Origin of the sequence: Streptomyces sp. (genome assembly GCF_031178505.1) — a bacterium.
GTDB lineage: Bacteria > Actinomycetota > Actinomycetes > Streptomycetales > Streptomycetaceae > Streptomyces > Streptomyces gulbargensis.
The window spans coordinates 1-5,574 of the sequence record NZ_JAPSIW010000478.1 but is presented as its reverse complement, the minus strand read 5'-3'; the positions used below and the strand labels follow the sequence as shown (position 1 = coordinate 5,574).

4 protein-coding genes and 1 pseudogene are annotated in these 5,574 nt (G+C 73.5%); 3 read left to right on the top strand and 2 right to left on the bottom strand.

What is annotated here, in order from left to right; all coding sequences use genetic code 11:
• Positions 1-411, top strand: a pseudogene (locus tag RIF68_RS25715) (peptidase); the annotation flags it as partial.
• A 29-nt stretch (positions 412-440) separates the two neighbouring features.
• On the opposite strand, the gene RIF68_RS25710 reads toward RIF68_RS25715, so the two are convergent.
• On the bottom strand, positions 441-2,354 hold the full coding sequence (locus tag RIF68_RS25710; protein ID WP_309053682.1) for a CocE/NonD family hydrolase: 1,914 nt from the start codon (positions 2,352-2,354) through the stop codon (positions 441-443).
• A gap of 306 nt (positions 2,355-2,660) precedes the next feature.
• On the opposite strand from RIF68_RS25710, the gene RIF68_RS25705 reads away from it, so the two are divergent.
• A complete protein-coding gene (locus tag RIF68_RS25705; RefSeq protein WP_309053681.1) occupies positions 2,661-3,671 on the top strand; it encodes a polyprenyl synthetase family protein in 1,011 nt (336 codons plus the stop codon).
• Between the two features lie 287 nt (positions 3,672-3,958).
• Positions 3,959-5,110, top strand: coding sequence for a sigma-E factor regulatory protein RseB domain-containing protein (locus RIF68_RS25700; RefSeq protein WP_309053680.1), 1,152 nt, complete (start codon positions 3,959-3,961; stop codon positions 5,108-5,110).
• A gap of 106 nt (positions 5,111-5,216) precedes the next feature.
• Here RIF68_RS25700 and RIF68_RS25695 read toward each other — a convergent pair.
• Positions 5,217-5,574 (bottom strand): proprotein convertase P-domain-containing protein (locus RIF68_RS25695; RefSeq protein ID WP_309053679.1); only part of this gene is annotated, 358 nt, incomplete at its 5' end.

Genomic DNA, 5,574 nt, shown 5'->3' with positions numbered 1-5,574 from the left:
GACGTGAAGCTGCGCCTGACCGTCGACGCCAAGACGCCCACCGCCCAGGGCGTGGCCTTCGCCGCCGGCGCGTACGAGAACGAGGACGGCTCCTGCGGCTTCGGTGACGACTCCAAGGCCTTCTTCGACATCGTCCCCGCCGGCAAGGACGACAAGCCGGCGCCGACCCCGACGCCGTCCCCGTCGACCACCACCGCCACCCCGACCCCGGTGCCCACCGTCACCACCGGCAACACGAACACCACGCCGCAGGGCGGCTCGTCCACCACCCCGGTCAACCGCGGCACCCTCGCCGCCACCGGTTCCGGCGACCACCTGCCGCAGCTCGGCCTGGCCGCCGGTGCCGCCGTCGTCCTCGGCGCCGGCGCGCTCGTCGTCGCCCGCCGCCGCAAGGCCGGCGCCGGCGCGTAACCCCTTCCGGTCCCCCGTACGGCCGCGGCTCAGCCCGCCGCACGGGGGATCCGCCGTTCCCAGGTGCGGTGGAAGACGATCTCGCCGCCCTCCGCGCACACCACCTCGTGCGAGGTGTGGAAGGCGTCCGCGTCGCAGGTGGTCCCGGCGCGGAGCTCCACCGTGACGTCCCAGCCGAGGTCGGGCCGGTGCAGCCGGACCGACCGGTCGGAGCGGGCCCGGGCCGACAGCGGGCCGCTCTCCTCGATCGTGTACGTGTCCAGGGCGTCCTCCGTGACCTCCAGGCCGTCCGGGTGGACCCGCGTCCCGCCGTCCCGGGGATCGTCCTCCAGGCGCCACTCGCCCTTCACCACGTCCCGCACCACCGTCCGCTCCGGCCGCGGCTCCTCCAGGGTGCCCGGGACGGTGACGCCCGTCGGCCCGGCCTGCTCCGGCTCCTCCCACACGACGGTGTCCCGCGTCGGGGCCCGGACCGGCAGCGTGAGCGAGGAGCCCGCCGGGTCCAGCGTGAAGCCCGCCCCGTCCGGCTGGGGCCAGAGCCACGGCCAGTACGCGGAGGAGACCGCGAGCCGCACCCGGTGACCGGGCGCGAAGGCGTGCCCGGCGGTGCCCAGCTCGAAGCGGACGCTCTCCCACCCGCCGGTGCGCGCCGGACCCGCCCGGTCCGTGCCGGAGAGGTTCAGGGCGCCCTGGGTGACGAGGGCCGAGGAGCCGTCCGGGGCGACGTCGCAGAGGCGGGCGACGGCCTGGCCGGTGGGCGCGTCCGCGCGCAGGGTGAGGCGCACCGACGGGCGGCCCAGGATCTCGACCGGTTCCCCGTCCTCGGGGACGGTGAAGTCGAAGCAGGCCGAGAGCGCGTCCTCGCCGCGCTGGTCCGGCGGCAGGTCGCCGTCGTTCCCCGACGGCAGGAGGCGGCCCGCGTCCACGCCGGTCCACGGGGGCGAGGCGACGGCCACCGGCGTGCCCCCGAAGCCGTACGTGACGGGCGTGACGTGTGGGGACGGCCAGGAGGGGTCGGCGACCCAGCGGCCCGGCAGCTCCCGGTACACCGGGGCCGGGGGATGGGAGCCGCCGATCCAGGAGCGCAGCAGCGGCTCGTCCATCACTCCGTTGCCGATGCCCTTGAGGTGGTGGTCCCACCAGCGCAGGGTCTCCTGGAGGAAGCCGACGGCGGAGCCCGGCGGCAGCGCCCGGTCGGGGTAGTGGACGGACCAGGGGCCGAGGACGGCCCGTACCCGGTCCGGGGGGAGGTGCTCGGCCAGGCGCAGGACGGTGTCGCGGTGCGGGTCGTGGAGTCCGCCGACGGCGAGGACGGCGGCCCGGATCGTGCCGTACTCCTCCTCTCCCCGCTCGTCGCGGGCCGGGTGGGCGAACCATTCGGGGAGGAGCGGCTCCACCGCCTCCAGCCGCTCCAGCCAGCGCTCGCGCCACTCCTCGCCCGCGTAGCGGGGGTCGGGCGGCCGGCAGGCCGAGGAGAGCAGGGCGGCGGCCCGGGGCAGCCCTCCGGCGAGGACGGAGCCGTCCAGGTGGGGGAGGCCTCTCCCGTGGGGGGCGTCGGTGGCGCCCACGGCGACGACGGCCTTGAGCGGTCCAGGGGCGCGGGCGGCGATCCGCAGCGCGGCGGAGCCGCCCCAGGAGACGCCGAAGACACCGACCCGGCCGGTGCACCAGGGCTGACCGGCCAGCCAGTGCACGAGCGCCACCCCGTCGTCCGTTCCGGTGGCGTCGAGCCCGTCGCCCGGCAGGCCCCCGCTGTTGCCGTGCCCGCGCACGTCGACACGGACGGAGGCGTAGCCGTGGCCCGCGTACCAGGGGTGGCGCTGTCCGTCGCGGGCCGCCGACCCGTCGGTCAGCCGGCACGGGTCGTACTCCAGGAGGGCCGGGACGGGCTCGTCGGTGACCGGGCGCCACACGCGCGCGTAGAGCGGGGTGCCGTCGGGCATCGGGACGCGGAGGTCCTCGTGCCGGGTCGCGTACGGGAAGTCGGTGCGGATCCTGGTCACCGGGTCACCTCCACGGCCGCCGTACGCCGTTCGTTTCCATGCCACTCCCCGTTCGGGACAAAACGCCTAATCCTGGTCGTATGCGCTGATCACGAACATACCGGGGGTGACGGGAAGGCGCCCACGGTGATCGAAACGTGACCGGATACGCTGGCTTGAGCGAATCCAGCGACACATCGGCGATCCAGGTGATCGTGAGCAACCCGTGTGATCGTCAGCAGGCGTCAGCAGACAGGAGACCCCCTCGTGACCGTCGTCGGGCCGTTCGGTCTTAGCGTGCGGGACCAGGCTCTTGAGGCCGATGTCCAGAGCGGGTTGGCGGCCGTGGAGGCGGGCCTCCTGGACGCCACCAAGAGCGATGTCCCGTTCATCACGGAGGCCGCGCAGCATCTCGTCCTGGCCGGGGGCAAGCGGTTCCGTCCCCTGCTCGTGATGCTCGCCGCCCAGTTCGGCGACCCGCACGCCCCGGGGGTCGTCCCCTCCGCCGTGGTCGTCGAGCTGACACATCTCGCCACGCTCTACCACGACGACGTCATGGACGAGGCCGACGTACGGCGCGGGGTGCCCAGCGCCAACGCCCGCTGGAGCAACTCCATCGCCGTCCTCACGGGTGACTTCCTCTTCGCCCGCGCGTCGCACACGCTCGCGGATCTCGGCCCCGAGGCCGTGCGCATCCAGTCCGAGGCGTTCGAGCGGCTCGTCACCGGCCAGATCCTGGAGACCGCGGGCCCCACCGACGGCCGCGACCCCGTCGACCACTACCTCGACGTCCTCGGCGGCAAGACCGGTTCGCTCGTCGCCGTCTCCTGCCGCTTCGGCGCCATGATGGCCGGCGCCGACCGGTCCGTCGTCGACACCCTCACGCAGTACGGCGAGCGGCTCGGCGTCGCCTTCCAGCTCGCCGACGACGTCCTCGACATCGCCTCCGACTCCCACGAGTCCGGCAAGACCCCGGGCACCGACCTCCGCGAAGGCGTCCCGACCCTCCCCGTCCTCCGGCTCCGCGCCGCCGCCGCCGCCCACGGCCGCGCCGAGGACCTGGAACTGGTCGCCCTCATCGACGGCGACCTGACCGACGACGAGCGCCACGCCGAGGTCCTGCGCCGGCTCCGCGTCCACCCCGCCCTGGAGCAGGCCCGCCGGGACACCGTGCGGTACGCGGAGGAGGCCAGGGCCATGCTGGCGCCGCTGCCCGACGGCTACGCTAAGGCCGCGCTCGCGGAGCTCTGCGACGCGGTCGTCCACCGCGCGGGTTAGGTCGTGTCTTCCGGATGATGCCGGGCTCGCGGCGTCTGGCACGCACGCTCGCCGCGTTGTCGTCGATCGCCGATGCTCCGCATGGACTCCCTCCTCCGCCTTGCGATCGCACGCACCAGACGCCGCTCCCTCATCCGGCCTCATCCAAAAGACACTCCCTGGCACTTCTCGGGGTCGCGTCATACCGGAGCAGTACGCCCGGTTGCTCCCCGGGGCTGACGCCCCGGGGGCCTTTTCCTGGTGGGATGGAGACATCGACCACGGAGGGCACGGAGGTAGCGCAGACCATGGCACAGACCCGTAAGGCGAGCCGTTACATCGTTCCGGTGGCGGTGGCCGGAGCGGCCGCCGCCACCATCGGCCTCGTACCGGCCCTGGCGGCGTCCGGCGACCCGGACCTGCCGGAGATCACCGCGCAGCAGCTCATCGAGAAGATCGCCGCCTCGGACACCCAGACCCTGTCCGGCACGTTCAAGATCTCCACCGACCTGGGCCTGCCCGCCCTCGACGGCCTCCTCTCCGGCGTCGCCGGAGGCGGCGGCTCCGGCTCGGCGGACCCCTCGGAACAGCTCACCCGGCTCGTCTCCGGCACCCACACCCTGCGGGTGGCGGCGGACGGACCCGAGCGGCAGAGGCTCACCCTGCTCGACGGCGAGAACGAGTACAGCCTCGTCCACAACGGCACCGACGTGTGGGCGTACGACAGCGCGAGCGACGAGGTCTTCCACGAGAAGACGCCGGCGGAGGCCGGGGAGGAGCGCGGCGAGGAACTGCCGGGCACGCCGAAACAGCTGGCCGACGAGGTCCTGAAGGCGGCCGGTGACACGACCTCGATCACCGTCGGCGGTACGGCGAAGGTGGCCGGCCGGGACGCGTACCAGCTGGTGATCGAGCCGAAGCAGAGCGGTTCGACCGTGGAGTCCGTGAGGATCGCGGTGGACGCGGCGACGGGCACCCCGCTCAAGTTCACCCTGGCCTCGGTCCAGGGCGGCAAGCCGGTCCTCGACGCCGGTTTCACCAAGGTCGACTTCGGCCGGCCGGCCGCCTCGGAGTTCACCTTCCAGGTGCCCAAGGGCGCCAAGGTGACGGAGGGCGGCGCGGAGGCCGCGGGCGAGGAGGCGGAGAAGGAACTGGAGAAGGGCTCCGGCCTCGGCGCCCCGGGCCTCGGCGGTCCCGACGGCGGACCGAACGTGATCGGGGAGGGCTGGACGGCCATCGCGAAGCTCGACACCGGCGCTCCGGCGCCCGGGAAGGGCGAGGCGCCGAAGGAGGTCCAGGGCTTCCTGGACTCCTTCGGCGAGAAGGTCACCGGCTCCTTCGGCTCGGGCACCGTCTTCTCCACGAAGCTGGTGAACGCGCTGATGACGGACGACGGCACGGTGTACGTCGGCGCGGTCACGAAGGACGCCCTGGTGAACGCGGCGAACGCCGACAAGTAGCGGCTGTCGGCACCCTGTTGGGGACCCGGGCGGGGCGGGGGCGATGGTCACCGGCCCGCCCGGGAGCGTATGGCGGGAAGCCTCCGGGGAGGCTTCCCGGCCCCTTTTACGGGAAGGTCAGCTTGACGCTGTTGATGTAGCCGGTGTCGGCGGAGGCCCTGTCCTGGGCGCGGAGCTTCCAGGCGCCGTTGGCGACCTCGGAGGAGGCGTTCACGGTGTAGGTCTGGACGATGTTGTCGGCGCTGCCGCCGGTGCGGTTGTGCAGGTTGTAGACGGTGCCGTCGGGGGCGACGAGGTCGACGACCAGGTCACCGACGTAGGTGTGGACGATGTTCACGTCCACCTTGAGGGTGGAGGGCGCGTTGCCGGTGACCCCGGTGACGTTGACGGTGGAGGTCACCGCGGCGCCGTTGTCCGGGATGGAGACGTCGGCGGTGTTCTCGAAGACCTTGCCGGTGGGCGGC